The 22432-nt window shown below is 57.7% G+C and carries 36 protein-coding genes and 1 pseudogene; 34 read left to right on the forward strand and 3 right to left on the reverse strand.

Annotation, left to right across the window (positions count from 1 at the left end; genetic code table 11):
- Nucleotides 1-153: 153 nt before the first annotated feature.
- The 12 genes from rpsJ (at nucleotide 154) to M2368_RS00730 (ending at nucleotide 5901) form a co-directional block, all read left to right on the forward strand.
- Complete coding sequence (gene rpsJ / locus M2368_RS00675; RefSeq protein WP_013349689.1) at nucleotides 154-462, forward strand: 30S ribosomal protein S10; 309 nt, start codon at nucleotides 154-156, stop codon at nucleotides 460-462.
- A gap of 20 nt (nucleotides 463-482) precedes the next feature.
- Entirely contained in the window at nucleotides 483-1133 is a 651-nt protein-coding gene (gene rplC / locus M2368_RS00680) for a 50S ribosomal protein L3 (RefSeq protein ID WP_013349688.1), read from the forward strand.
- 4 nt (nucleotides 1134-1137) lie between these two features.
- Nucleotides 1138-1740, forward strand: a complete 603-nt coding sequence (gene rplD / locus M2368_RS00685; protein ID WP_105657664.1) for a 50S ribosomal protein L4 — start codon at nucleotides 1138-1140, stop codon at nucleotides 1738-1740.
- Nucleotides 1737-2039, forward strand: a complete 303-nt coding sequence (rplW, locus tag M2368_RS00690) for a 50S ribosomal protein L23 (protein ID WP_013349686.1) — start codon at nucleotides 1737-1739, stop codon at nucleotides 2037-2039. The genes rplD and rplW overlap by 4 nt, the downstream gene beginning before the upstream one ends.
- Before the next feature lie 31 nt (nucleotides 2040-2070).
- Entirely contained in the window at nucleotides 2071-2910 is an 840-nt protein-coding gene (gene rplB, locus M2368_RS00695) for a 50S ribosomal protein L2 (protein WP_105657663.1), read from the forward strand.
- A 12-nt stretch (nucleotides 2911-2922) separates the two neighbouring features.
- Complete coding sequence (gene rpsS, locus M2368_RS00700; protein WP_013349684.1) at nucleotides 2923-3204, forward strand: 30S ribosomal protein S19; 282 nt, start codon at nucleotides 2923-2925, stop codon at nucleotides 3202-3204.
- Between the two features lie 59 nt (nucleotides 3205-3263).
- Nucleotides 3264-3629 (forward strand): 50S ribosomal protein L22, encoded by a 366-nt coding sequence (gene rplV, locus M2368_RS00705; RefSeq protein WP_013349683.1) that lies wholly within the window; start codon nucleotides 3264-3266, stop codon nucleotides 3627-3629.
- Complete coding sequence (gene rpsC / locus M2368_RS00710) at nucleotides 3630-4412, forward strand: 30S ribosomal protein S3 (protein ID WP_013349682.1); 783 nt, start codon at nucleotides 3630-3632, stop codon at nucleotides 4410-4412.
- On the forward strand, nucleotides 4413-4829 hold the full coding sequence (gene rplP / locus M2368_RS00715) for a 50S ribosomal protein L16 (protein ID WP_105657662.1): 417 nt from the start codon (nucleotides 4413-4415) through the stop codon (nucleotides 4827-4829).
- A 2-nt stretch (nucleotides 4830-4831) separates the two neighbouring features.
- Nucleotides 4832-5095, forward strand: a complete 264-nt coding sequence (rpmC, locus tag M2368_RS00720) for a 50S ribosomal protein L29 (protein ID WP_105657661.1) — start codon at nucleotides 4832-4834, stop codon at nucleotides 5093-5095.
- On the forward strand, nucleotides 5095-5382 hold the full coding sequence (gene rpsQ / locus M2368_RS00725; RefSeq protein WP_105657660.1) for a 30S ribosomal protein S17: 288 nt from the start codon (nucleotides 5095-5097) through the stop codon (nucleotides 5380-5382). The genes rpmC and rpsQ overlap by 1 nt, the downstream gene beginning before the upstream one ends.
- 99 nt (nucleotides 5383-5481) lie before the next feature.
- On the forward strand, nucleotides 5482-5901 hold the full coding sequence (locus M2368_RS00730; protein WP_442904071.1) for a RidA family protein: 420 nt from the start codon (nucleotides 5482-5484) through the stop codon (nucleotides 5899-5901).
- Here M2368_RS00730 and M2368_RS00735 read toward each other — a convergent pair.
- Nucleotides 5898-6686, reverse strand: coding sequence for a helix-turn-helix domain-containing protein (locus tag M2368_RS00735; protein ID WP_332487148.1), 789 nt, complete (start codon nucleotides 6684-6686; stop codon nucleotides 5898-5900). The two genes, M2368_RS00730 and M2368_RS00735, sit on opposite strands and share 4 nt — an antisense overlap.
- 72 nt (nucleotides 6687-6758) lie before the next feature.
- Between M2368_RS00735 and M2368_RS00740 the strand changes: the two genes are divergently transcribed.
- The 20 genes and pseudogenes from M2368_RS00740 to rplQ form a co-directional block, all read left to right on the forward strand.
- The gene (locus M2368_RS00740; protein WP_332730658.1) at nucleotides 6759-7265 is read left to right on the forward strand and encodes a VOC family protein; all 507 of its coding nucleotides are present in this window, start codon (nucleotides 6759-6761) and stop codon (nucleotides 7263-7265) included.
- Between the two features lie 142 nt (nucleotides 7266-7407).
- Nucleotides 7408-8325, forward strand: coding sequence for an endonuclease/exonuclease/phosphatase family protein (locus M2368_RS00745; protein ID WP_498723909.1), 918 nt, complete (start codon nucleotides 7408-7410; stop codon nucleotides 8323-8325).
- Between the two features lie 512 nt (nucleotides 8326-8837).
- Nucleotides 8838-9209, forward strand: a complete 372-nt coding sequence (gene rplN / locus M2368_RS00750) for a 50S ribosomal protein L14 (RefSeq protein ID WP_013349674.1) — start codon at nucleotides 8838-8840, stop codon at nucleotides 9207-9209.
- 2 nt (nucleotides 9210-9211) lie between these two features.
- Nucleotides 9212-9556, forward strand: coding sequence for a 50S ribosomal protein L24 (gene rplX, locus M2368_RS00755; protein WP_013349673.1), 345 nt, complete (start codon nucleotides 9212-9214; stop codon nucleotides 9554-9556).
- On the forward strand, nucleotides 9556-10125 hold the full coding sequence (gene rplE, locus M2368_RS00760; protein WP_038992189.1) for a 50S ribosomal protein L5: 570 nt from the start codon (nucleotides 9556-9558) through the stop codon (nucleotides 10123-10125). The genes rplX and rplE overlap by 1 nt, the downstream gene beginning before the upstream one ends.
- 57 nt (nucleotides 10126-10182) lie before the next feature.
- On the forward strand, nucleotides 10183-10581 hold the full coding sequence (gene rpsH, locus M2368_RS00765; protein ID WP_013349671.1) for a 30S ribosomal protein S8: 399 nt from the start codon (nucleotides 10183-10185) through the stop codon (nucleotides 10579-10581).
- 20 nt (nucleotides 10582-10601) lie between these two features.
- Nucleotides 10602-11138, forward strand: a complete 537-nt coding sequence (gene rplF / locus M2368_RS00770; protein WP_105657655.1) for a 50S ribosomal protein L6 — start codon at nucleotides 10602-10604, stop codon at nucleotides 11136-11138.
- Between the two features lie 2 nt (nucleotides 11139-11140).
- Nucleotides 11141-11512: a 50S ribosomal protein L18 gene (gene rplR / locus M2368_RS00775; RefSeq protein ID WP_105657654.1), complete on the forward strand. Its 372-nt coding sequence runs from the start codon at nucleotides 11141-11143 to the stop codon at nucleotides 11510-11512.
- 29 nt (nucleotides 11513-11541) lie between these two features.
- Nucleotides 11542-12219, forward strand: coding sequence for a 30S ribosomal protein S5 (rpsE, locus tag M2368_RS00780; protein WP_181148849.1), 678 nt, complete (start codon nucleotides 11542-11544; stop codon nucleotides 12217-12219).
- A 3-nt stretch (nucleotides 12220-12222) separates the two neighbouring features.
- Nucleotides 12223-12429, forward strand: a complete 207-nt coding sequence (rpmD, locus tag M2368_RS00785; RefSeq protein WP_073705901.1) for a 50S ribosomal protein L30 — start codon at nucleotides 12223-12225, stop codon at nucleotides 12427-12429.
- Between the two features lie 2 nt (nucleotides 12430-12431).
- Entirely contained in the window at nucleotides 12432-12884 is a 453-nt protein-coding gene (gene rplO / locus M2368_RS00790; RefSeq protein WP_105657652.1) for a 50S ribosomal protein L15, read from the forward strand.
- A 256-nt stretch (nucleotides 12885-13140) separates the two neighbouring features.
- Complete coding sequence (gene secY / locus M2368_RS00795; protein WP_105657651.1) at nucleotides 13141-14445, forward strand: preprotein translocase subunit SecY; 1305 nt, start codon at nucleotides 13141-13143, stop codon at nucleotides 14443-14445.
- Nucleotides 14442-15014, forward strand: a complete 573-nt coding sequence (locus M2368_RS00800; protein ID WP_105657650.1) for an adenylate kinase — start codon at nucleotides 14442-14444, stop codon at nucleotides 15012-15014. Before secY ends, M2368_RS00800 begins: the two co-directional genes overlap by 4 nt.
- A 145-nt stretch (nucleotides 15015-15159) precedes the next feature.
- Nucleotides 15160-15993, forward strand: coding sequence for a type I methionyl aminopeptidase (map, locus tag M2368_RS00805; RefSeq protein WP_498723910.1), 834 nt, complete (start codon nucleotides 15160-15162; stop codon nucleotides 15991-15993).
- 230 nt (nucleotides 15994-16223) lie between these two features.
- Complete coding sequence (infA, locus tag M2368_RS00810; protein WP_013349662.1) at nucleotides 16224-16445, forward strand: translation initiation factor IF-1; 222 nt, start codon at nucleotides 16224-16226, stop codon at nucleotides 16443-16445.
- A 125-nt stretch (nucleotides 16446-16570) separates the two neighbouring features.
- The gene (gene rpmJ / locus M2368_RS00815; protein WP_013349661.1) at nucleotides 16571-16684 is read left to right on the forward strand and encodes a 50S ribosomal protein L36; all 114 of its coding nucleotides are present in this window, start codon (nucleotides 16571-16573) and stop codon (nucleotides 16682-16684) included.
- 148 nt (nucleotides 16685-16832) lie between these two features.
- Complete coding sequence (gene rpsM / locus M2368_RS00820) at nucleotides 16833-17207, forward strand: 30S ribosomal protein S13 (protein WP_105657648.1); 375 nt, start codon at nucleotides 16833-16835, stop codon at nucleotides 17205-17207.
- Between the two features lie 43 nt (nucleotides 17208-17250).
- Nucleotides 17251-17652, forward strand: coding sequence for a 30S ribosomal protein S11 (rpsK, locus tag M2368_RS00825; protein ID WP_038992179.1), 402 nt, complete (start codon nucleotides 17251-17253; stop codon nucleotides 17650-17652).
- Between the two features lie 170 nt (nucleotides 17653-17822).
- Nucleotides 17823-18824, forward strand: coding sequence for a DNA-directed RNA polymerase subunit alpha (locus M2368_RS00830; RefSeq protein ID WP_105657647.1), 1002 nt, complete (start codon nucleotides 17823-17825; stop codon nucleotides 18822-18824).
- 82 nt (nucleotides 18825-18906) lie between these two features.
- A pseudogene (gene rplQ / locus M2368_RS00835) lies at nucleotides 18907-19347 on the forward strand (50S ribosomal protein L17); the annotation flags it as partial.
- A 164-nt stretch (nucleotides 19348-19511) separates the two neighbouring features.
- Here the strand turns inward: rplQ and M2368_RS00840 are convergent.
- Together M2368_RS00840 and M2368_RS00845 are read right to left on the reverse strand one after the other, a co-directional pair.
- Nucleotides 19512-19952, reverse strand: a complete 441-nt coding sequence (locus tag M2368_RS00840; RefSeq protein WP_498723911.1) for a hypothetical protein — start codon at nucleotides 19950-19952, stop codon at nucleotides 19512-19514.
- Between the two features lie 127 nt (nucleotides 19953-20079).
- Complete coding sequence (locus tag M2368_RS00845) at nucleotides 20080-20532, reverse strand: hypothetical protein (protein ID WP_498723912.1); 453 nt, start codon at nucleotides 20530-20532, stop codon at nucleotides 20080-20082.
- A 168-nt stretch (nucleotides 20533-20700) separates the two neighbouring features.
- Here M2368_RS00845 and truA point away from each other — a divergent pair, with 168 nt between their 5' ends.
- Nucleotides 20701-21636, forward strand: a complete 936-nt coding sequence (gene truA / locus M2368_RS00850; protein ID WP_286134203.1) for a tRNA pseudouridine(38-40) synthase TruA — start codon at nucleotides 20701-20703, stop codon at nucleotides 21634-21636.
- Nucleotides 21637-21961: 325 nt separating this feature from the next.
- Nucleotides 21962-22405, forward strand: coding sequence for a 50S ribosomal protein L13 (gene rplM, locus M2368_RS00855; protein WP_105657642.1), 444 nt, complete (start codon nucleotides 21962-21964; stop codon nucleotides 22403-22405).
- Nucleotides 22406-22432 lie beyond the last annotated feature (27 nt).

A 22432-nucleotide genomic window follows, 5' to 3' on the forward strand; every position in this document is an offset into this window, starting at 1 on the left:
CGACACGCCCGAGCGCGGGGGTCGGAGCCTCCTGCGGGTGAGGAACCCGGATCTGATCCGGATTCAGCCGCAGAGCAAGGCGTGCCGGTCTGCAAGGACCCGTATATAGGCACAGAAACTTTAGATAGTGCTAACAGAAAGAGGCATGACGCCATGGCGGGACAGAAAATCCGCATCCGGCTGAAGTCGTATGACCACGAGGTCATTGACGTTTCGGCCCGGAAGATCGTTGAGACGGTCACGCGCGCAGGCGCAACCGTAGTCGGCCCAGTGCCGCTGCCAACGGAGAAGAACGTGTACTGCGTTATCCGTTCGCCACACAAGTACAAGGACAGCCGTGAGCACTTCGAAATGCGCACGCACAAGCGTCTGATCGACATCGTCGATCCGACCCCGAAGGCTGTTGATTCGCTGATGCGTCTCGACCTGCCAGCGGATGTCAACATCGAAATCAAGCTTTAAGGGGAGGTGGCGAGAAAACTATGACCGCAACCCGTAATTTCAAGGGCCTGCTGGGCACGAAGCTCGGCATGACCCAGGTTTGGGATTCGAACAACAACCTGATCCCTGTCACCGTCGTGCAGGCTGATAGCAACGTTGTCACCAAGCTCATCAACGAAGAGCGCGATGGCTACACCGCAGTTCAGATCGGCTACGGCCAGATCGATCCTCGCAAGGTCACCAAGCCACTGGCTGGTCACTTCGAGGCTGCTGGCGTCACCCCACGTCGCCACTTGGTAGAACTGCGCACTGCAGACGCTGCCGAGTACACCGCAGGCCAGGAACTTTCCGTAGAGGTCTTCGAAGCCGGCCAGAAGGTCGACGTCGTAGGCACCTCGAAGGGTAAGGGCTTCGCCGGCGTTATGAAGCGTCACAACTTCCACGGTGTTGGCGCATCGCACGGTGCTCACAAGAACCACCGTAAGCCAGGTTCCATCGGCGGCGCATCGACCCCAGGTCGCGTTTTCCGTGGACAGAAGATGGCTGGTCGCATGGGTGCTGAGCGTGTTACCACTCAGAACCTGACCATTCACGCTATCGACGCTGAGAAGAACCTCCTGCTGATCAAGGGTGCCGTTCCAGGCGCCCGCGGCCGCGTCGTTCTCGTACGCAACGCCGTGAAGGGAGCATAAGTAAATGACTAAGGCACTTAACGTCGAACTGCCTGCAGAGATCTTCGACGTACAGACCAACGTCCCGCTGCTGCACCAGGTTGTCGTTGCACAGCTTGCTGCTGCCCGCCAGGGTACCCACAAGACCAAGGACCGCTCCGAGGTTTCGGGTGCAGGTCGCAAGCCGTTCAAGCAGAAGGGTACCGGCCGCGCCCGTCAGGGTTCGATCCGTGCTCCGCACATGACCGGCGGTGGCATTGTCCACGGTCCAACCCCACGTGATTACTCGCAGCGTACCCCGAAGAAGATGAAGGCTGCTGCACTGCGCGGCGCCCTGTCTGATCGCGCACGCTTCGATCGCGTTCACGTGATTGAGAACTTGGTTGCTGGCGAAACGCCTTCGACCAAGGATGCTCTGGCTACCTTGCGTTCGCTCACCGAGCGCAAGAACCTGCTTGTCGTCATCGATCGCGCCAACGATGTTGCAGCCCTTTCGGTTCGCAACCTCGTCAATGTGCACGTTCTGTACGTCGACCAGCTGAACACCTACGATGTTCTGGTTTCGGATGACGTAGTCTTCACCAAGGCTGCCTTCGATGCCCTGGTCCAGAAGGAGGAAGCCAAGTGAGCGCGTTCTCAAAGGCTCCACACGACGTGGTCATCGCACCTGTCGTATCGGAAAAGAGCTACGGTCTGATCGATCAAGGTCAGTACACCTTCGAGGTGGCACCAAGCTCCAACAAGTCGGAAATCAAGTACGCCGTTGAAGCGATCTTCAACGTCAAGGTTGACTCCGTAAACACCATCAACCGAGCTGGTAAGCGCAAGCGCACCCGCTTCGGGTGGGGATCGCGCAAGAGCACCAAGCGCGCCATCATCACCTTGAAGGACGGCTCGATTGACATCTTCGGCGGTCCGCTTTCCTAAGCGGAGACCACTTTAACGAGGAATATTAATAATGGGAATTCGTAAGTACAAGCCGACTACCCCGGGCCTTCGCGGCTCGTCGGTAGCCGACTTCGCAGAAATCACCCGATCGACTCCGGAAAAGTCGTTGGTTCGTCCCCTGACCAAGTCAGGCGGCCGTAACAACACCGGTAAGATCACCACCCGTCACAAGGGTGGCGGACACAAGCGCGCCTACCGTGTTATCGACTTCCGTCGTCACGACAAGGACGGCGTTCCGGCAAAGGTCGCTCACATCGAGTACGACCCGAACCGTACCGCTCGTATCGCACTGCTCCACTACGTGGACGGCACCAAGCGCTACATCATCGCACCGAACAACCTCAAGCAGGGTGACCCAATTGAGGCCGGCGCAAGCGCCGACATCAAGCCAGGCAACAACCTGCCACTGCGTAACATCCCGGTTGGTACCGTGATTCACGCTGTTGAGCTTCGCCCAGGCGGCGGCGCTAAGATGGCTCGTTCCGCTGGTGCATCGATCCAGCTGGTAGCCCGTGAGGGCCGCTACGCCCAGCTGCGTTTGCCTTCGGGTGAAATCCGCAACGTTGATGTGCGCTGCCGCGCAACCATCGGCGAAGTTGGCAACGCTGAGCAGATCAACATCAACTGGGGCAAGGCCGGCCGTATGCGCTGGAAGGGCGTACGCCCAACCGTTCGCGGTGTTGTCATGAACCCAGTTGACCACCCACATGGTGGCGGTGAGGGCAAGACCTCCGGTGGTCGTCACCCGGTCAACCCTAACGGTAAGCGTGAGGGACGCACCCGTCGTCCAAACAAGGAAAGCGACAAGCTCATTGTGCGTCGCCGCAAGACCGGCAAGAACAAGCGATAGGAGCCTGGAAACATGCCACGCAGCCTGAAGAAAGGCCCCTTCGTCGATCAGCACCTGTTCCTAAAGGTCGTTGCTGAAAACGATAAGGGCACCAAGAACGTCATCAAGACGTGGTCCCGCCGTTCGATGATCATCCCGGACATGCTGGGACACACCATCGCCGTACACGACGGTCGCAAGCACATTCCTGTGTTCGTAACCGAATCGATGGTTGGACACAAGCTCGGAGAGTTTGCCCCAACCCGTACGTTCCGTGGCCACGTGAAGGACGACAAGAAGGGCAAGCGCCGCTAGGCCCCGCAAGGGTACTAGTATCGCTTAGCACTTCTTCGATAGACGAGAGAAGGATAGCAATGGAAGCCAAGGCAATTGCGCGTCACATCCGCGTAACGCCTATGAAGGCCCGGCGCGTCGTCAACCTTGTTCGTGGTCTGCAGACCAACGAAGCACTGGCCATCTTGAAGTTTGCCCCACAGGCAGCTTCGGAGCCGGTATACAAGGTTGTCGCATCGGCAGTGGCTAACGCCCGTGCCGCCGCGGACCGCGCAGGTGAAGCATTCAATGAGGACGAGCTGTTTATCAGCGAAGCGTTTGTTGACGAAGGTCCGACCATGAAGCGGTTCCAGCCGCGTGCACAGGGTCGCGCATTCCAGATCAAGAAGCGCACCAGCCACGTGACTGTGGTTGTTTCAACCACGCAGAAGGGTGGGGAGAACTAAATGGGACAGAAGATTAACCCGAACGGTTTCCGTCTCGGCATCACCACCGATCACGTTTCCCACTGGTTCGCTGATTCCAGCAAGCCAGGCCAGCGTTACGCTGACTACGTGAAGGAAGATGTCCAGATCCGCGCCCTGCTGTCTAACGGCATGGATCGCGCTGGCATCGCCCGCGTCGAGATCGAGCGTACCCGTGACCGCGTACGTGTGGATATCCACACTGCACGTCCAGGTATCGTCATTGGTCGTCGCGGTGCAGAAGCTGACCGTATTCGTGGCGAGCTGGAAAAGCTCACCAAGAAGCAGGTTCAGCTGAACATCCTCGAGGTCAAGAACCCTGACATGGAGGCCATGCTGGTCGCCCAGGGCATCGCCGAGCAGCTTGCTTCCCGCGTGGCTTTCCGCCGTGCGATGAAGAAGGCAATGCAGTCGGCAATGCGCGCTGGTGCCAAGGGCATCCGCGTTCAGTGCTCCGGTCGACTTGGCGGCGCAGAAATGTCCCGCAAGGAGTTCTACCGCGAAGGCCGTGTGCCACTGCACACCCTGCGCGCGAACATCGACTTCGGCAAGTTCGAAGCCAAGACCACCTTCGGCCGTATCGGCGTGAAGGTCTGGATCTACAAGGGTGACGTAACCGCCAAGGAACTGGCTGCACAGCAAGCTGCTGCTCCAGCTCGTGGCGGCCGCGGTGGCGGCAACGACCGTCCACGTGGCGGCGAACGCCGTCGTCGTAACGATCGCAAGGGCGCTGCAGCTCCGGCTGCGGAAGGAGGACAGGCTTAAATGCTTATCCCACGTCGTGTGAAGTTCCGCAAGCAGCACCACCCAAAGCGTTCGGGTGCTGCCAAGGGCGGTACCACCGTTGCTTTCGGTGAGTACGGCATCCAGGCGTTGACCCCGGCTTACGTGACTAACCGTCAGATCGAAGCCGCTCGTATCGCCATGACCCGTTACATCAAGCGTGGCGGTAAGGTCTGGATCAACATCTACCCAGACCGTCCGCTTACCAAGAAGCCTGCCGAAACCCGCATGGGTTCCGGTAAGGGTTCGCCGGAGTGGTGGGTCGCCAACGTAAAGCCAGGACGAGTCATGTTTGAACTCGGTGGCGTCAGTGAAGAGGTAGCTAAAGAGGCATTGCGTCTTGCAATCCACAAGCTGCCAATGAAGGCACGCATCGTGCGTCGTGAAGGTGGTGAATAGGGATGTCTATCGGCTCGAAAGACCTTAGCATTGAGTCCCTGGACGGCTTCGATACCGCTCGTTTGAACGAGGAATTGAAGAAGGCCAAGGCAGAACTGTTCAACCTGCGTTTCCAGTCGGCTACCGGCCAGCTGGATTCCCACGGGAACCTGAAGACCATCAAGCGCGATATTGCACGCATTTACACTGTGCTGCGCGAGCGCGAGCTGGGCATTCGTCAGGATGTCGTTGTTCCGGTTGAAGAAACCAAGAAGGATTCCAAGTAATGAGCGAGAAGGAGAACGGTGTGGATAACGCTACCGAGCGTAACGACCGCAAGACCCTCCGTGGTTACGTGGTATCTGACAAGATGCAGAAGACCATCGTCGTAGACGTTGAGGACCGTGTTAAGCACGCCCTTTACGGCAAGGTCATGCGTCGCAACAAGAACGTGAAGGCTCACGACGAGAACAACGACGCCGGCATCGGCGACTTGGTTGTCATCGCTGAGACCCGCCCGCTGTCTGCTGACAAGCGCTGGCGTCTCGTTGAGATCGTGGAGAAGGCTAAGTAAGCTTTCGCTTCGATTTCACGGATCTCGTGATTGAAGAATGCCCCGAACACTTCGCAAGAAGAGTTCGGGGCATTTCTGTCTTAAAAAGCAGTGAATAAAATGCCACACTGGACTATGGAACAGATCAGGAAACTGCGTCCCGCTGGCCTTGTCAACTCCCCAGTTTTCAGCCACGTAGCCATCGTCCCGCCGGGTGCCACGACTATCTATGTTGGCGGGCAGAACGCTGTAGACGGCACAGGGCAGCTGATCGGAGCCGGGGATGCCGCAACGCAGGCGACCAAGGCACTGGGAAACGCCAAGCTCGTACTGGCGGCGGCCAGCGCGGGATTCCAGGATGTTGTGCAGTGGAACGTGCTGCTGGTGGAAGGAACCGACGTCATCAGCGTCTATGGAGCCATAGGCGAACAGTTGGCAGCCACTGAACCACCCCTGGTGTCTGCAGCCTTCGTCGCGAAGCTCGGTGTGCCAGGTGCGCTGGTTGAAATCAGTGCCGTGGCGGCGGTACTGCCAGACTAGGTCCGGCCCTTTCGATAGGTATCAGGGGAGTAGCCCAAGACTTTGCGGAAGTCTGCCGCTAGGTGGGCTTGATCCGCATACCCCATTTCCGCTGCGATGCCAGCGATAGAAACTGCAGTGTCTGCGCGCAGCCGATGAGCAGCCTCTTGCAAACGGTACCGCCGAATCACCGCCAGCGGAGCCAGTCCCAAATACCTTTCCGAAATCCGTTGCAGACTGCGTGTACTGAGCGACAAGCGATGGGCCAGTTGGGAGACCCTTACGATTCCGCGCTCCGCTGCGACGGTGTCGAGCAGCTTATTAGCTTGGAGGCCAGAACTTGTGGCTGCTGGAAGGTGAGCGGTGAGCCACGAATCGAAGAGCTCGGCACAGGCCGAACCGGAGTTCCCGTGGCCGGGTTGAGTCTTCATCCTTGTTATCGAGGCCAGCAGCCCAGGTGCGCTGAACTGGATTTCCTGGTCCAGCAACTCTGCGGGGGACACATTGAGAGCCTGCGCAGCCGCTGGGCGCAACAAGGCGGAGACTGCCCAACTGCTCCCGGACAGGTCGCGGTGCGAAGCGCCGCTGGCCGGGCCGGATAGCGTAATGCCTTCTGGCTCAATGACCAGATTCATTTGCGGAAAGGGCAGGAGTTCTTGCCGTGAGGTACGTCCGGGCGCGATGTTCCAATCCACCAGCCAAAACCAGGAGACCAATTCCTGCAGTCCTGGACCGGGGGAGAATCGCTCGATTGCCGGTAGCCGGGCAGGATAGAGAACGCCTCGCGGATCCGGTGCTGATTCCATGGCCTCTACCACCCGTGCAGGTTGTCGCATATCTACAAGAACCAGCGTGCCACACAGACTTAGCCTAGGGACATGGAAAATCAAGATGAAGTCACGCAAGGTGTGACGGGAATGCATACAACTGCCGGTGTCCCTCATGGATTCACCAGTCTGACGCCATTCTTGGCTGTGCCCAACGCAAGGGCAGCGCTGGGATTCTATGAAGAAGTATTCGGTGCGACAATGGTAGATTCCACCGAAATGGGAGGCGTTGTCGTGCATGCAGAAATTGCATTCGGCAATGGCCGTTTGCAGATCGGGGAACCTTCGCCGGCCTACGGACTAGTCAGCCCGCCAGCTTCGCCGAATGCCTGCTATTCCTTGGGTTTCTACTGCGAAAACGCAGATGAGGTGGTGGCAAGGGCCGAGGCTGCCGGTTCCAGTATCCGAGAACCACTGGGCAACTTCGTCTCGGGTGACCGCTTCGCTTCGATTCTGGATCCCTTCGGTGTGCGCTGGTCCATCATGTCCAGGGTGGAAGACCTGTCGCTGGAAGAGAGCGCCCAGCGCGTCGCGCAGTGGGCCTCGCAGCAGTCATGAAGAAGCCAAGGGCAGTCGCAATCGCATCGAGCCGCTATCGTACCTAGGCGGAAGTGTCCTTGCCGGAATTGTCATCTGCTTCGAATAGGCTCGGATGATGATGACGATGACGCGTGCCCGAAAACCTTCCCTGGGATGGCCTATGGGTACGCTTCTTGTTGCTTCCCTAGCTATTGGCATACTCCCGTATCTGGGTTTCCCCGGTGCAGGATTGATTCCCAAGCTTCAGGCATTCCAGCCATATCTGTTGCTCTTCCCGGCAGTGGTTCTGGTTATCGGGCTACTGCGCAAGCTATGGCTCATCAGCGGGTTCGTGCTGGTGTTCCTGCTCTGCGGTACACTGCCCAACGTGCAATGGAGCTCTCCCGCTGGCCAGACCGGAAACGGCAGCTCCGAGCTGGTTCTCCTATCGTTCAATGCCCTGAAGGCAGGAGCGAATCCGGCGCAGCTCGCTGAACTGATCAGGGACACGGATCCGCAGATTCTCGTCCTTGTTGAAACCAGCGAACCAATGCACCAGCAACTCGCAGGGCTGGACGCGCTGGATGGATTTGGCTATCGGAGCCAAGAGGCACCCGCCGGGGGAGAACGGGATACCGTGATTTTTTCAAAGTACCCATTGCAGGAACGCTCCTCCGATCTGGATTCAGCGGACACCGGTTGGTACTCCTTGCCGGTTGCCGATGTGCAGGCACCCGGTGGGGTCGTGCGAGTGGCCGGCATCCATGTCTATCCGCCGGTTGGCGATGCGCAACGATGGAGCCAGGGCTTGGAAGCAGTCATCGACTGGTCGAATCAGCAGCGGGATCATCCCGTTATCCTTGCTGGCGACTTCAACTCCGTTCGCTCCCATCCAGGATTCCGTGCCCTGGGGGACGGGTATGCGCAGGCTGATGGAGTCTGGCCCCGCGCGACCTGGCCAGCCGGCCGGAGCTTCCCGCCATTGATCGGCATTGACCATATCGTGGCGAAGGGCCTGTCCATCACGGGCTCTTCTTCTCACATCATCGACGGCTCGGATCATCTTGCGGTGAGCGCCACGGTCGAATTCCGTCGCTGAGCAATGATTCCTGCCGGTGACGGCCGGATGCTGGAGCTGCCCAGGGCTGACCGAAAAATAATTTCACTTTTGGCGATTCAGCCGCTTTTCATCCACGGCGGCGCATGGGCGACCTCGAATGGCACCCTGATGCCGCCGCAAGCGACCAGTTGCCCAACTGGATGGCAGCACCAAAACCCCGAAATTCAGCGAATCTGCGGTGTCCAAGGTGTGACGAACGACGCTCGCTTTTCTCTTACCACACCATTTCGGATTCGCGCCACTCTAGGCTAGACTTAAGAATCTGTGCGCATCATGCCCGGGGACTATCCACCTTCGACATAATGCAGTGCGGTCCAAATCCGTTTGGCCGCGCAAGTGCAGCCTCGATATTTTACGCCTCGGCCCTGCCGGCATTTGGGATCAGCATTCGGTGCGCCCGCGCCAGTGGGGGTAAGCGATACGTATCGTGGAGACCATATCCGTTCCGCAAGGCTCATTCATGAGAACCAGCGAGACGACAGGAGTAAGAAGTGATTCAGCAGGAGTCGCGACTTAAGGTTGCCGATAACACTGGTGCTAAGGAAATCCTTACCATTCGTGTTCTTGGTGGCTCGAAGCGTCGCTACGCAAGCATTGGCGACACCATTGTCGCTACCGTCAAGGATGCAATTCCTGGCGGCAACGTAAAGAAGGGCGACGTCGTAAAGGCAGTCGTCGTTCGCACCAAGAAGGAAATCCGTCGTGCAGACGGTTCCTACATCAAGTTCGACGAGAACGCTGCAGTTATCCTCAAGGGTGACGCTGCCGATCCTCGTGGTACTCGTATTTTCGGCCCAGTGGGCCGCGAGCTTCGTGACAAGAAGTTCATGAAGATCGTTTCGCTGGCTCCGGAGGTGCTGTAACCATGGGCGCAAAGATCAAGAAGGGTGACCTGGTTCAGGTCATCGCTGGCAAGGAACGTGGCTTGCAGGGCAAGGTCCTGAAGGTCATTACCGAGTCCAACCGCGTGCTGGTCGAAGGCGTTAACCGCGTCACCAAGCACACCAAGGCAGGTCAGACCGAATCCGGTTCGACCACCGGCGGCATCGAGGTTGTCGAGGCTCCAGTGCACGTTTCCAACGTTGCAGTGGTTGACCCAGAGACCAAGAAGCCAACCCGCGTCGGCTTCCGCGAGGAAACCGTAGAAAAGAACGGCGTGTCCAAGACTGTACGCGTTCGTTACGCCAAGGCTTCCGGAAAGGATCTGTAATGACTGAAGCAGCCACCAAGATCCAGCCACGTCTGAAGGCTAAGTACGCAGCTGACATCCGCCCTGCCCTGCAGGAGCAGTTCAACTACGCCAACCCAATGCAGGTACCATCCCTGACCAAGGTTGTCGTGAACATGGGTGTTGGCGAAGCAGCCAAGGACTCGAAGCTCATTGAAGGCGCCGTACGCGACCTGACCGCAATTACCGGTCAGAAGCCAGTGGTTACCAAGGCCCGCAAGTCGATCGCACAGTTCAAGCTGCGCGAAGGCATGCCAATCGGTACCCACACCACCCTGCGTAACGATCGCATGTGGGAATTCGTCGACCGCCTGATCACCCTGGCACTGCCTCGTATCCGCGACTTCCGCGGCTTGAGCGACCGCCAGTTCGATGGCAATGGCAACTACACTTTCGGTCTGACCGAACAGTCGATGTTCCATGAAATCGATGTGGACAAGGTTGACCGCGTACGTGGTATGGACATCACTGTCGTTACCACCGCCAAGACTGATGACGAAGGCCGTGCCTTGCTTAAGGCTCTGGGCTTCCCATTCAAGACCAACAACTAATCTCACTACGTTACAGGTCCGCTAAGGAAACCGTAACGAGGAAGGGCTGAAGCCCACATGTCTATGACAGATCCAGTCGCAGATATGCTGACTCGTCTGCGCAACGCCAACTCGGCTTACCACGACACTGTGTCGATGCCGTCGAGCAAGCTGAAAGTGCGCATTGCTAACATCCTCAAGGAACAGGGCTACATCGCCTCGTTCGAGGAAGTAGCAGCAGAAGTCGGCAAGACTCTGACTATCACTTTGAAGTACGGCCCATCGCGCGAGCGTTCGATCGCTGGCGTACGCCGTATCTCCAAGCCAGGTCTTCGCGTTTACGCAAAGTCCACCAACCTGCCTCACGTGCTCGGTGGTCTTGGTATCGCTATCCTGTCCACCTCCTCCGGTCTGCTTACTGACCGTCAGGCTGCAAAGAAGGGCGTGGGTGGGGAAGTCCTCGCCTACGTCTGGTAACGGGAAAGGGGAAACATACAATGTCACGTATTGGACGTCTTCCGATTTCCGTACCTGCCAACGTTGAGTTGAACGTCGACGGCCAGCTGGTCGCCGTCAAGGGTCCTAAGGGTGAACTTTCGATCACCGTTAAGGCTCCAATCACCGTTGCCAAGGACGAGAACACTGTTACCGTCAGCCGCCCGAACGACTCCCGCGAGGCTCGTTCGCTGCACGGTCTGACCCGTACCTTGATCAGCAACATGATCACTGGTGTAACCGATGGTTACGAGAAGAAGCTCGAAATCCACGGTACCGGTTACCGCGTACAGGCTAAGGGTGCCGAGCTGGAGCTTGCTCTGGGCTACTCGCACCCAGTGAAGGTTGCTGCCGTTGAGGGCATCACCTTCTCGGTCGAGGGCAACAACAAGATCACCGTTGCCGGTATCGACAAGCAGCACGTCGGTGAAGTTGCCGCTAACATCCGCAAGCTGCGCAAGACCGAGCCTTACAAGGGCAAGGGCATTCGCTACGCTGGCGAGATCATCCGCCGCAAGGTCGGAAAGGCTGGTAAGTAATCATGGCTATCGGAATCAAGGGCAAGAGCAAGTCCGCTCAGCGCGGTCGTCGTCATCAGCGTTTGCGCAAGCACATCGTTGGTACCTCCGTTCGTCCACGCCTGGTTGTCAACCGCTCGGCTCGTCACATCTTCGTACAGATCGTAGACGACTCGCAGGGTATCACCCTGGCCAGCGCATCGACCATGGAAGCAGATCTTCGCGCAAGCGATGCCGACAAGACCGCAAAGTCCAAGCGCATTGGTGAGCTCGTTGCAGAGCGCGCCAAGGCTGCTGGCATCGAAGCAGTTGTCTTCGACCGCGGTGGCAACAAGTACCACGGTCGCGTGGCTGCTGTTGCTGACGGCGCACGTGAAGGTGGGCTGGCACTGTGAGCGAAGCAACTAACAAGAAGGAAACTCAGGTGTCTGAAGCTACTGAAGCAGTCGAGACTGCATCGGCTCCCGCTACCGAGAACGCAGGATCCCGTCGCGGCGAAGGCCGCGGTCGTGGTGAAGGCCGTGGACGTGGCGAAGGCCGCGGTCGTGGTCGTGACCAGAAGGATAGCCGCAACGAAGACAAGGACAAGTTCCTTGAGCGCGTTGTAGCTATCAACCGCGTCTCCAAGGTCGTCAAGGGTGGTCGTCGCTTCAGCTTCACCGCACTTGTGGTCGTTGGCGACGGCAACGGTATGGTCGGCGTTGGCTACGGTAAGGCCAAGGAAGTTCCTGCTGCTATCGCAAAGGGCGTAGAAGAGGCCAAGAAGTCCTTCTTCCGCGTTCCACGCGTTGGCACCACCATTCCACACCTGGTCAAGGGTGAGGCCGCCGCTGGCGTTGTCTTGCTCCGTCCAGCAGCTCCTGGTACCGGTGTTATCGCCGGTGGCCCAGTGCGCGCCGTGTTGGAGTGCGCAGGCATCCACGACATCCTGTCGAAGTCGATGGGTTCGCAGAACCAGATCAACATCGTTCAGGGCACCATTGCTGCACTGAAGGCTCTGGAAGAGCCTGAAGCTGTTGCAGCTCGCCGCGGTCTTCCGCTGGACGAGGTTGCACCAGCAGCAATGCTGCGTCACATCCAGGCCCAGAAGGCAGGTGCTTAATCAATGGCTAAGAACATTGTTCCAAGCGATGCCAAGCTGGCAATCACCCAGGTCAAGTCCATCATTGGTGGAAACCAGAGCCAGCGCGACGTTGTTCGCTCGCTGGGTCTGAAGCGCATCGGTCACACCGTTGTTCGCACCGCCGATCCTGTGACTGTTGGCATGGTCAACAAGGTCCCACACCTGCTGAAGGTCGAGGAGGCGAAGTAGAGATGGCTGAAGAAAAAGCACTTAAGGTTCACCACCTGCGCCCAGCTGAGGGTGCCAAGACCGCTAAGACCCGCGTGGGTCGCGGTGAGGGCTCCAAGGGTAAGACCGCAGGTCGCGGTACCAAGGGTACCAAGGCTCGTTACCAGGTGAAGGCAGGCTTCGCAGGTGGTCAGCTTCCGCTGCACATGCGTCTGCCAAAGCTGCGCGGCTTCAAGAACCCATTCCGCGTCGAGTTCCAGGTTGTAAACCTGGACAAGATCTCGGAACTGTTCCCAGAAGGTGGCGAAGTCACCGTCGAGGCACTGGTTGCCAAGGGCGCCGTTCGCAAGAACCAGCCTGTCAAGGTGCTGGGCACCGGCGACATCACGGTTAAGGTTGACGTGAAGGTTAACGCCTTCTCGACTTCCGCTTCCGAGAAGATCGCTGCTGCTGGCGGCTCGGCAAACACCCTCTAATACAGGGTCAAGCCTTTGAATGGTCCCGGTTCGCGTTGAGCAATCAACGTGAACCGGGACTTTCTTTTTCTCTCGGCGAAACATTCTAAGATTTCTTATAATTGCTTGGCTGATTAGTCGGTTTAGGATCATTCCTGCAAACATTTGTGTGCATTTCGTGTGGCGCATTTGGCAGGATTGCCTAACAGACCGCTAGAATCGTTAGGTCTGGGAAGAATCTCTTCCTCAGGCTCAAGCACTTACTTCAGGAGGACGCTTGTTCAGCGCCATAGCCCGAGTTTTTCGGACGCCTGATCTGCGCAACAAGTTGCTGTTCACGCTTGGGATCATTGCGATCTATCGTGTCGGTGTATTCATTCCCGCTCCGGGCATTGATTACAGCAACGTTCAGCAGTGTCTGGCAATGGGTGAAACCACCGGTGGACTTTATTCATTCGTGAACCTGTTCAGCGGCGGCGCCCTGTTGCAGGTCTCGGTTTTCGCAATGGGAATCATGCCGTACATTACTGCGGCAATTATCGTCCAGTTGCTGCGTGTGGTGATCCCGCACTTCGAGGCCCTGCACAAGGAAGGCCAGGCCGGCCAGGCCAAGATGACGCAGTACACGCGTTACCTGACCATCGCCTTGGCACTGCTTCAGGGAACCACCTTGGTCACCCTGGCCCGTACCGGCAGCCTGTTCCCAAGCTGTACCCTTCCGCTGGTCCCGGATGACTCGTTGATTGTCATCCTGCTGATGATCATCACCCTTACCGCAGGCACCGGCCTGATCATGTGGATGGGCGAGTTGATCACCGAGCGCGGCATCGGCAACGGCATGTCCATCCTGATCTTCATCTCCATCGCTTCGGGCTTCCCATCCTCGATGGGCGCCATCTTCCAGGCGCAGGGCATCATGACCTTCATTGGCGTGCTGCTGGTGGGCTTGTTGATTGTTGCTCTGGTGGTCTTCGTCGAGCAGTCCCAGCGACGTGTTCCGGTGCAGTACGCCAAGCGCACCGTGGGACGCCGCACCGTGGGCGGCACCTCCACCTATATTCCATTGAAGCTGAATATGGCGAACGTGATCCCAGTGATCTTCGCCAGCTCCATCCTGGCTTTGCCGCAGATGATCGTTCAGTTCAACCAGAACGATGATGGCACCTTGCCCCAGTGGGCGATGTGGCTGCAGGAGCACTCAGCGACTTCATCACCGTGGTACATGCTGGTGTACACCTTGATGATCATCGGCTTCACCTACTTCTATGTTGCGATTACCTTCAACCCTGAAGAGGTCGCCGACAACATGAAGAAGTACGGCGGATTCATTCCGGGCATTCGTGCTGGTCGTCCGACCGCTGATTACCTGCAGTACGTGATTTCCCGTATTACCTTCCCGGGCGCGTTGTACCTTGCGTTCGTTGCGTTGATCCCGCTGATTGCCTTCGTGCTGTTCAACGCTGACCAAAGCTTCCCATTTGGCGGTACATCGATCCTGATTATGGTTGGTGTGGGTTTGGAAACCGTCAAGCAAATCAATGCTCAAATGCAGCAACGGAACTATGAAGGGCTTCTGCGATGAGTCGACTGCTTATTATTGGACCACCCGGTGCCGGCAAAGGCACCCAGGCCGTAAAGATCTCCGAGCGCTTGGACATTGTCGCCATCTCGACTGGCGACATCTTCCGTGCCAACGTCAAGGGCGGAACCCCGCTGGGTCTCGAAGCCAGCAAGTACATTGACAACGGAGACTTTGTACCTGATTCGGTCACCAACAACATGGTTGAAGACCGCCTGAACCAGGACGACGTCGCCAAGGGCTTCCTGCTCGATGGCTACCCGCGCACCAGTGCGCAGGTGGACGCGCTGGATGCGATGCTGGCCAACAAGGGCATCGCCCTGGACGCAGTGCTGCAGCTGACCGCTGATGACGACGAGCTGGTAGCCCGTCTGCTGAAGCGTGCGCAGATCGAAGGCCGCGCCGATGACACCGAAGAGGTCATCCGCCACCGCCTGGGCCTGTACAACGACGAGACTCGCGTCGTTGTGGAGCGCTACGAGGAACGCGGCATCGTGCGCAAGGTCGACGGCCTGGGCGCTATCGACGAAGTCACCGAGCGTGTTCTTGCAGCGTTGAACGTCAACGCGTAGACACAAGCGTTACAACGCGCAGGGACCGTGCAGCAACAATGGATGTTGCAGCCCGGTCCCTGCGCACTTTTTGCATTGATGGACCTTGCGGTTGCCGGCAGCGGCACACGGCAAGGACATCACACTTTGAGGCAGGGGAATCACATTGGCTTTAGGACAGCCGAAAATCGAGTACAAATCCAACTCCGAGATCCTGAAGATGCGCCAGGCCGGATTGGTGCTGGCTGAAGCGCTGGATGAAGCCGTTGCGATGGCTCGGCCCGGGGTGCGGACCGAAGAGATCAACCAGGCCTTTGGCAAGGTGCTCGAACGCCATAACGCTACCAGCAACTTCCTTGGCTACCATGGCTTCCCAGCGAATATCTGCGCTTCGGTCAATCACGAGGTAGTCCACGGCTTCCCATCGGACTACGAGCTGAAGGACGGCGACGTGCTGAAGATCGATGGCGGCGCCATCATCGACGGCTGGCACTCCGACTCGGCACGCACCGTGCTGGTGGGCGAGAACATCGACCCAGCTGACCAGCGCCTGAGCGACATCACCGAGCAGGCCATGTGGGCCGGCATCGCCGCGGCGGCCAACGCACGCTTCATCGGCCAGATCGGCCAGGCCATCGATGACTTCGTCACCAGCCAGCCAGGCGACGAGCTGGGCATCCTCGAGAATTACTGCGGCCATGGCATCGGTTCGCAGATGCACATGGCACCGGATGTGCTGAACTACAACTCCGGGCACCGAGGCCCGCGCATCAAGCCGGGCATGTGCTTGGCCATCGAGCCAATGCTGGTTCGCGGTGGTATCGAAACCTCCGTGCTGGAAGACGACTGGACTGTTGTCACCAACGACAAGTCCAACGCCTCGCAGTGGGAGCACACCGTGGCATTCCACATGGGCGGCATCTGGGTATTGACCGCGCACGATGGGGGAGCGGCCGGGCTGGCCCCATTCGGCGTCACCCCATCGCCGATCCAGGGCTAGCACCAGCCTGGAAATCATCGGATCCAGTACGCCACATGGCTGTGGCGTGCTGGATCTAACATTTTAAATGTCAATGAACGATTGGCACTGTGTGGACTAATGCCGTATCGTTGTTTGTTGGTTCCTGATTTAATTGCGCCTAAAACCCTCGGGTTTTCGGTACAGGGATCAAGGACCAGAACCAATTACTTGTTGGTGGAAATTGCCAACAAAAAAAGTTAGCGGGGAAAATGGGCAAGAAGGAAGGCGTCATCCAGGTAGAGGGCACCGTCTCGGAAGCACTGCCGAACGCGATGTTCCGCGTGGAGCTGCCGAATGGACACGTAGTGCTCGCCACTATCTCGGGTAAGATGCGTCAGCACTACATTCGAATCCTCCCAGAGGACCGAGTGCAGGTTGAAATGAGCCCATACGACCTCAACCGAGGTCGCATCGTTTACCGCTACAAGTAAATCTGCAGAATCCAAGACTTTCCCAGCGTGCGAAGCGCAATCTTGTGCTACGGCCGCTGAAGGATGTTCTTGGACAAAGCTTTTTACTGCTCCACATTTAACTGCAACCGCAAAAGGACAAAGCCTTGAAGGTTAACCCTAGCGTGAAGCCGATCTGCGACAAGTGCAAGGTGATCCGTCGTAACGGCGTGGTCATGGTGATCTGCGAGAACCCACGCCACAAGCAGCGTCAGGGCTAATTCCGTTTTTACGGGATTCCCACGCGTAGTCAATTAGGCAGTATCAGCTAGGACGAAAGTCCTGGTGTACCCCCGGATTCGGAGGCCGGGGCCGTGAGCAATCACGGAAGGTACTGCTCCAGACCTCCGTTCGTTGAAAGGTAGCCACTTGGCTCGTTTAGCAGGCGTGGACATTCCACGCGAGAAGCGCGTAATTATCGCGCTGACTTACATCTACGGCGTGGGCAAGACCCGTGCAGAAGAGACCATCGCAGCGACCGGCATCAGCCCGGACACTCGCGTCAAGGATCTCACCGATGACCAGCTCGTGCAGCTGCGCGACTTCGTCGAAGGCACCTACAAGGTTGAAGGCGACCTGCGCCGTGAGGTTCAGGCTGACATTCGCCGCAAGGTTGAGATCGGATCCTACGAAGGTATTCGTCACCGTAAGGGCCTGCCGGTCCGCGGTCAGCGCACCAAGACCAACGCACGTACCCGGAAGGGCCCGAAGCGTACCGTCGCAGGTAAGAAGAAGACTCGCTAAATCTTAGCGATCTAGTTCAAATACTTTTTTCGTAGGAGAAGAAATGCCCCCAAAGACTCGTGGAGCGGTACGTAAGCCGCGTCGCAAGGACAAAAAGAATATTGCGCAGGGACAGGCGCATATCAAGAGCACCTTCAACAACACCATCGTATCGATCACCGATCCGACTGGCGCTGTTATCTCGTGGGCTTCGGCCGGCGAGGTAGGCATGAAGGGTTCGCGCAAGTCGACCCCATACGCTGCCCAGATGGCTGCTGAGTCCGCTGCAAAGCGCGCTCAGGAGCACGGCATGCGCAAGGTTGACGTTTTCGTCAAGGGCCCAGGCTCGGGACGCGAAACCGCGATCCGTTCGCTGCAGGCTGCTGGCCTTGAGGTTGGATCCATCCAGGATGTTTCCCCAAGCGCTCACAACGGTTGCCGCCCATCGAAGCGTCGCCGCGTCTAATTGATTCGCTAGGCTTAGCCTAAGAAGTCACCGAAGCATTCACTCGTGGGTGCTCCGGTGACTATCTTGGACTTATTAGCCTGCAAAAAGACGAACGGCCACCTCAGGCTACCGTCGTTTCCACCCCCGTGAGGCGTCATATAGCGGACGCTCGCTGAAAGGAAATGTAAGTGCTCATTACGCAGCGCCCAACCCTGACCGAAGAAGTAGTTGCCGAAAACCGCTCCCGGTTCGTTATCGAACCACTGGAGCCAGGCTTTGGCTACACCCTTGGTAACTCGCTCCGCCGTACTCTGCTCTCTTCGATTCCTGGTGCTTCTGTCACCAGTGTTCGAATTGACGGTGTACTGCACGAGTTCACCACCGTAGCCGGTGTCAAGGAAGATGTCACCGAACTGGTCTTGAACATCAAGAACCTGTCGGTATCTTCCGAGCACGACGAGCCAGTCGTTGCCTACCTGCGCAAGCAGGGCCCGGGCATCGTTACTGCAGCGGACATCACCCCTCCAGCAGGTGTGGAGTTCCACAACCCTGATCTGCACATCGCCACCCTCAACGCCAATGGCAAGTTCGACATGGAACTGACCATTGAGCGCGGCCGTGGCTATGTGTCTGCCGCTCAGAACAAGAACATTGATGGCGAGATCGGTCGAATCCCAGTTGATTCGATCTACTCCCCAGTGTTGAAGGTGACCTTCCGCGTGGAAGCAACCCGTGTCGAGCAGCGCACCGACTTCGATCGTTTGATCGTTGACGTGGAGACCAAGGAATCGATCACCCCGCGCGATGCAGTTGCATCCGCAGGTACCACCCTGGTTGAGCTGTTCGGTTTGTTCCGCGAACTGAACACTCAGGCTGAAGGTATCGAAATCGGTCCATCGCCAACCGATGCAGCTATGGCTGCTGACATGGCGCTGCCGATCGAGGATCTGGAACTCACCGTTCGTTCGTACAACTGCTTGAAGCGTGAGGGCATCCACTCTGTGGGCGAACTCGTAACCCGCTCCGAGGCCGACTTGATGGACATCCGCAACTTCGGTGCGAAGTCCATTGACGAAGTCAAGGCCAAGCTGGTTGAACTGGGTCTGGCCCTGAAGGATTCCCCTCCAGGCTTCGATCTGGCCGCTCGTAGCGCCATCGACGATGGCGACGAATACGACGAAGGTCTGTAAGACCCGCGTCTAGCGACACACTACTTCATCCGACTGAACGAAATATTCGTCCAGTACGGGTTATTCATCTAGGAGAACCACAATGCCTACCCCTACCAAGGGTCCGCGTCTCGGCGGCAGTGCAGCACATGAGCGATTGATTTTCGCTAACATGTCGGCACAGCTCTTCGAGAACAAGAAGATCACCACCACCCTGACCCGTGCCAAGCGTCTGCGTCCACACGCAGAGCGCCTGATCACCTTCGCTAAGCGCGGAGACCTGGCTTCGCGTCGCCGCGTCCAGGCCGTCATCGCTTCGCGTTCGCGCACCAACAAGTCGATCGTTCACGAACTGTTCGAGAACATCGCACCAGCAATGGCAAACCGCGAGGGTGGCTACACCCGCATCACCAAGATCGGTAACCGCAAGGGCGACAACGCTCCTATGGCTGTTATCGAGCTCGTGATGGAGCCAGTTTCGCCAAAGCAGGCTGTCGTCAAGGAAGCCACCAAGGCTGCCGAGAAGGCTGCTGAGACCGAAGAGGCCTAAGCCCCTTCGAGCTAATGCTCTCTGCCTGCAAAGGCGAAAAAGATTCCCGTTGGATCCGCAAGGAACCAACGGGAATCTTTTTTATGCCTGTTTGCGTGAAGACGCGGGTGATTTTGCCCGTCAGTTGGAGGGCAGGGGCATCCGCATCTTGGAATTGCCTAGCTGAACGAATCCATGTCCGGGCAAGCCGTATTCAGGTATTCGGTAGCCTCGGAAGCTTCAGTCGTATCCAGTTCGGCGATCTTCTGCGAAATTTCCATCATGTTGCTGCTGTTGCCCTCAGCCATCAGGCCAGCCATTTTCTTGGTCTGCTCCGATGCCGCATTCAAGGACGTGGCAAGCTTGTTGTCCTTCGTGTTCTCAGCGGCTTCGCCCAGGATGGAATCAAACTCGTTCATGATCTCGGCATAAGCCGATGTATCGCCAGCCAAGAGCGCAGCGCTGGAGTCCTCCGCCTTCTTCTGCAGTTCGCGTTCAGCCACCTGGTCGTTGATGTAAACGCAGGTTTCCTCGGTGGACATTTTGCCTGCACTGCAACCAGTGAGCATGACAGATGCAAGGGTGAGCGCAGCGGAAGATGCCGCGAACTTTTTCAACATGGAGATCCTTAGACGATGATGATCCGATGGCCCAGCACGTGAGGCACCGATAAGTACCTGTTTATTCTATAATCAGGAGTTATTGCAGGCAGTGTATGACATGAGCGGATCGGCAAGCAGCGGGTTCCTAAGAAGCGGACGGATCAGGTTCAGAAGCGGAAGCTGGGCACGTTTCACGCACATAGTCGGTGTATTGATCTTGCAGTCCGCCCTCGGCTGCCTCAACGTCTGACGCGAGCGTTGGATCGTCAAAGTAGCGATTGGCAATGAGGTCAATGAAGTCTTGGTAGTTTTCGATTTCGGACCGCAATGCAGTGCGCAAGTGCCTATTGCCAGTTTGCTCGGAGACTTCCCGGTGGATGCCGATGGCTGTTTCCATAGCCTCAATCGCAGGTTGTGAATTCTGCGCAAGAATTCCCATATATGCCAGGGCCCACTTTTCCTCGATGGAATGTTCTACGGCCAGTTCATTAATGAGGGCGCATGATTGCTTTGTGCTCAGCTGTCCCGAACTGCAGCCGCTTAAGCAGAGCGGGACAGCAACTGATATCGCGATAAAGCTAACTGCATTCCTGAACATGGCGAGTCCTTAGAACGTTGCTAGTGAACCAGCCGCCTGCGCGGCAGGTCCGTGGAATGCACATAGGCTACTCCCGGCAGCAGCTCTCGTTTTGGCGCCTGTGGATAACGGCGTGAAGGCGGGCACTTGATTCGACGGTTGCGCGTCTGCTTACGCATAATTGAATACATGAGTACTCAGCCAGAAAGCATCGATCCAATGGGCACCACCGCATTGGGGGCCACTGCAGCACCAGCATGGATCCGCATGCGCATGGTGCTCGGATACGACGGTGCCGCCTATAGCGGTTGGGCTCGCCAGCCCAATGTCTTGGGCGTGCAGCAGCTGGTTGAAGAGGCCCTGGAAATGATGATCCGGCGCCGCGTGCGCGTGGTTGTTGCCGGACGCACCGATGCAGGTGTGCATGCCCGCCACCAGGTGGTGCACTTCGATTTGACCGAGGAAGAATACGCGGGACTGCCACGCAAGGCGCCCTTGGCTCCCGGTCCTGCGCTCGTACGCCGCATCAACGGCATCCTTGGCCGTCAAGATGGTGCCGTTTGGGTGCATGAAGCCGAACGCGCACCAGAAGGCTTCGATGCCCGCTTCTCTGCGCTGGCCCGCCGCTACTCCTACCGGATTGCCGATGGGCAGCAGCGCTGGGATCCACTGACCCGCCACCTGACCACGTGGCACCGTGAAGAGCTGGATGTCGAGGCGATGAATCGCGAGGCGCAAAGCGTGCTGGGCCGCCACGACTTCTTGACCTACTGCAAGCCCCGTCCGCATGCCACGACCATTCGTACCCTGCAGGAATTCACCTTCACCCGCGGAGCCGACGGCTTGGTGCTGGCCCATTTGAAGGCCGATGCCTTCTGCCACAACATGGTCCGTGCGCTAATCGGTGCCGCGATGATGGTGGGGGATGGGCGTGAGCAACCGGGGTTCCTGGCCCAGCGGCTGGAACAGATGGTCCGCGACTCCAAGACCAAGCTTTCGCACCCGCGGGCTCTGGTCCTCGAAGAGGTCTACTACCCAGAGGCTGAAGAACTGGCAGAACGAGCACTCCTGACCCGCGCACGGCGAACCGAAGCCGAAGTTGACGAAGCCTGCATGGAAAGCTGATTAACCGATAATCCCCGGGATCTTAAGGGTGTTGTTGCTCACGACGTACATGCTTTTTTGGCCGGAAACACTTTAATCCGCTAAACTTTTATGAGTTGTGTATGTCCACGTTCGACACTACACGCCCAAGCGTGACGGCTTAGTTGCATAGTCGCTGGTCTGCTGGGTGTGCGAACAATATATGGACGGCCGGTTATCATCAGTCCTCACCTGGCGTACTGGTCTAAACACAAGAACAACACGACAGTGCCTGTCACTGGGGGATCTCACCGCCTTCAGCCAAGCGACTGTTTGACCAGAAACGAATCAACGTAAGGCAATTACTGTGCGTACGTACACCCCAAAGCCGGCTGACCAGACTCGTCAGTGGTTTGTCATTGACGCCACCGACGTAGTACTCGGCCGTCTCGCCGTCCAGGCCGCAACCCTGCTGCGCGGCAAGCACAAGCCAACCTATGCTGCACACATGGACATGGGCGACCATGTCATCATCATCAATGCAGACAAGGTTGCACTGACCGGTAAGAAGCTGCTGAACAAGCGCGCTTACCGCCACTCCGGTTTCCCAGGTGGCCTGAAGAGCATCAACTACGCAGACCTGCTGGAAAAGAACCCAGTACTGGCTGTTGAGAAGGCCATCAAGGGCATGCTGCCTAAGAACAAGCTTTCCGATGCCCAGCTGTCGAAGCTGAAGGTCTACCGCGGCGCCGAGCACCCACACGCTGCTCAGTCGCCAAAGGCACTGGAAATCACCCAGGTCGCTCAGTAGTCCTGGCCCCGAGAAGAAATACTTAAT

The sequence above is a fragment of the Arthrobacter sp. JUb119 genome, assembly GCF_024807995.1.
GTDB lineage: Bacteria > Actinomycetota > Actinomycetes > Actinomycetales > Micrococcaceae > Glutamicibacter.

Excerpts from the sequence above, each read along its gene's own strand:
- rpsJ (WP_013349689.1), top strand. The coding sequence starts at position 154 with ATGGCGGGACAGAAAATCCGCATCCGGCTGAAGTCGTATGACCACGAG.
- rplC (WP_013349688.1), top strand. The coding sequence starts at position 483 with ATGACCGCAACCCGTAATTTCAAGGGCCTGCTGGGCACGAAGCTCGGC.
- rplD (WP_105657664.1), top strand. The coding sequence starts at position 1,138 with ATGACTAAGGCACTTAACGTCGAACTGCCTGCAGAGATCTTCGACGTA.
- rplB (WP_105657663.1), top strand. The coding sequence starts at position 2,071 with ATGGGAATTCGTAAGTACAAGCCGACTACCCCGGGCCTTCGCGGCTCG.
- rpsS (WP_013349684.1), top strand. The coding sequence starts at position 2,923 with ATGCCACGCAGCCTGAAGAAAGGCCCCTTCGTCGATCAGCACCTGTTC.
- rplV (WP_013349683.1), top strand. The coding sequence starts at position 3,264 with ATGGAAGCCAAGGCAATTGCGCGTCACATCCGCGTAACGCCTATGAAG.
- rpsC (WP_013349682.1), top strand. The coding sequence starts at position 3,630 with ATGGGACAGAAGATTAACCCGAACGGTTTCCGTCTCGGCATCACCACC.
- rplP (WP_105657662.1), top strand. The coding sequence starts at position 4,413 with ATGCTTATCCCACGTCGTGTGAAGTTCCGCAAGCAGCACCACCCAAAG.
- rpmC (WP_105657661.1), top strand. The coding sequence starts at position 4,832 with ATGTCTATCGGCTCGAAAGACCTTAGCATTGAGTCCCTGGACGGCTTC.
- rpsQ (WP_105657660.1), top strand. The coding sequence starts at position 5,095 with ATGAGCGAGAAGGAGAACGGTGTGGATAACGCTACCGAGCGTAACGAC.
- M2368_RS00730 (WP_442904071.1), top strand. The coding sequence starts at position 5,482 with ATGCCACACTGGACTATGGAACAGATCAGGAAACTGCGTCCCGCTGGC.
- M2368_RS00735 (WP_332487148.1), bottom strand. The coding sequence starts at position 6,686 with ATGGAATCAGCACCGGATCCGCGAGGCGTTCTCTATCCTGCCCGGCTA.
- M2368_RS00740 (WP_332730658.1), top strand. The coding sequence starts at position 6,759 with ATGGAAAATCAAGATGAAGTCACGCAAGGTGTGACGGGAATGCATACA.
- M2368_RS00745 (WP_498723909.1), top strand. The coding sequence starts at position 7,408 with ATGGGTACGCTTCTTGTTGCTTCCCTAGCTATTGGCATACTCCCGTAT.
- rplX (WP_013349673.1), top strand. The coding sequence starts at position 9,212 with ATGGGCGCAAAGATCAAGAAGGGTGACCTGGTTCAGGTCATCGCTGGC.
- rplE (WP_038992189.1), top strand. The coding sequence starts at position 9,556 with ATGACTGAAGCAGCCACCAAGATCCAGCCACGTCTGAAGGCTAAGTAC.
- rpsH (WP_013349671.1), top strand. The coding sequence starts at position 10,183 with ATGTCTATGACAGATCCAGTCGCAGATATGCTGACTCGTCTGCGCAAC.
- rplF (WP_105657655.1), top strand. The coding sequence starts at position 10,602 with ATGTCACGTATTGGACGTCTTCCGATTTCCGTACCTGCCAACGTTGAG.
- rplR (WP_105657654.1), top strand. The coding sequence starts at position 11,141 with ATGGCTATCGGAATCAAGGGCAAGAGCAAGTCCGCTCAGCGCGGTCGT.
- rpmD (WP_073705901.1), top strand. The coding sequence starts at position 12,223 with ATGGCTAAGAACATTGTTCCAAGCGATGCCAAGCTGGCAATCACCCAG.
- rplO (WP_105657652.1), top strand. The coding sequence starts at position 12,432 with ATGGCTGAAGAAAAAGCACTTAAGGTTCACCACCTGCGCCCAGCTGAG.
- M2368_RS00800 (WP_105657650.1), top strand. The coding sequence starts at position 14,442 with ATGAGTCGACTGCTTATTATTGGACCACCCGGTGCCGGCAAAGGCACC.
- infA (WP_013349662.1), top strand. The coding sequence starts at position 16,224 with ATGGGCAAGAAGGAAGGCGTCATCCAGGTAGAGGGCACCGTCTCGGAA.
- rpsK (WP_038992179.1), top strand. The coding sequence starts at position 17,251 with ATGCCCCCAAAGACTCGTGGAGCGGTACGTAAGCCGCGTCGCAAGGAC.
- M2368_RS00840 (WP_498723911.1), bottom strand. The coding sequence starts at position 19,952 with ATGTTGAAAAAGTTCGCGGCATCTTCCGCTGCGCTCACCCTTGCATCT.
- M2368_RS00845 (WP_498723912.1), bottom strand. The coding sequence starts at position 20,532 with ATGTTCAGGAATGCAGTTAGCTTTATCGCGATATCAGTTGCTGTCCCG.
- truA (WP_286134203.1), top strand. The coding sequence starts at position 20,701 with ATGAGTACTCAGCCAGAAAGCATCGATCCAATGGGCACCACCGCATTG.